This is a genomic window from Roseisolibacter sp. H3M3-2 (assembly GCF_029211165.1).
Classification (GTDB): Bacteria; Gemmatimonadota; Gemmatimonadetes; order Gemmatimonadales; family Gemmatimonadaceae; genus Roseisolibacter.
Genome location: NZ_JARGEK010000646.1, coordinates 1 through 1333 on the forward strand (window position 1 = coordinate 1; position 1333 = coordinate 1333).

Consider the following 1333-nt stretch of genomic DNA (forward strand, 5'->3'; position numbering starts at 1 on the left):
GCGCCAGCTCGCCGAGCGGCTGCAGCGGGTGCAGGAGGCGGGGGCCGCGCTGGCGCGCTCGCTCGACGCGCAGGCGGTGGTGCGCGAGCTGGCGCGGCAGGCGGCGCGCCTCGTCCCGCACGACGGGCTGGTGGTCGCCCACCCCGACGTCGAGGGGGGCGTGGTGCGCACGGCGCTGCGCCAGCTGCACGGCCTCCAGCGCCCGCGCGCCGACCAGCCGCTCGGCGCCGGCCCGATCGCCGAGGTGGCGCGCACCGGGACCACCGTGCGCGTCGACGACTACGACCCCGCGCGCTCGCCGCTGGCGGCGGCCGACGACGTCGTGATGGAGGGCGGCCCCGCGCGCAGCGTGCTGGCGGTGCCGATGCGCGTCGGCACGCAGCTGGTCGGCGTCCTCGCGGTGCACGCCGTGGCACCGCGGGCCTTCGGCGAGGAGCACGGGGAGCTGCTGCGCACGCTGGCCGCGCAGGCGGGCACCGCGCTCGCCAACGCGCGCCTGTTCGCCGAGAGCGAGGCCGAGCGGCGCCAGGGGGAGGCGCTGGTCGCGGTGGCGCGCGCCGTCAGCGGGTCGCTGCGGCTCGGCGAGGTGCTGCGCCTCGTCCTGCGGCACACCGTGGGGCTGCTGCACGCCGAGGGGGCGTGCGTGGCGCTGCGCCGCGACGGGTGGCTGCACGTGGTGGCCGGCGTCGGCTCGGCGGAGCTGCTGGCGGGGGTGCACCTCCCGCTGGAGGGGAGCCTGCCGGGGCGCGCGACGCTCGACGGCGCGTCGGTGGTGCGCAACGACGTCGCGCGCGACCCGCGGGCGTTCGGGGCGCTCGAGGGCGTGGTCGAGGTCGCGCAGACGGTGGTCGTGCCGCTGCGCGCCGCCGAGGGGCCGATCGGCGCGATCTGCGTGGTCAACCGCGCCCCCGACTTCGACGCGCACGACGCGCGGGTGCTGGAGCGCCTCGCCGAGCACGTGACGGTGGCGATCGTCAACGCGCGCCTGTTCGAGGAGGTCGAGGCGTCGACGCGCGAGTGGCAGGTGTCGTTCGACGCCATCGCGGCCGGGATGGTCGTGCTCGACGAGGACGGCCGCGTGCTGCGCGCGAACGCACGCGCCGCCGAGCTGCTGGGGGCGGCGGGCGCGCGCGCGCTGGCCGGGGCGTCGCTGGACGCGCGACTGGCCGGGCAGGACGACCCGCAGCGCCACGGCCACGCGCCGGTGACCAGCGTCGTGCACGTCGACGACGAGCCGCCCGACGCCGAGGCGCGCGCGCGCCGCGCGTCGGCGGTGGTGCGGCACGCGCTCCGCCGCGGTGCGCCGCAGCGCGCGCTGGTGCGCGCCGCCGGG

1 protein-coding gene is annotated in these 1333 nt (G+C 79.7%); it reads left to right on the forward strand.

The window, feature by feature from the left end; all coding sequences use genetic code 11:
- The coding region (locus PYV61_RS25405) for a GAF domain-containing protein (RefSeq protein ID WP_275836678.1) at positions 1–1333 on the forward strand (1333 nt) is incomplete at both ends.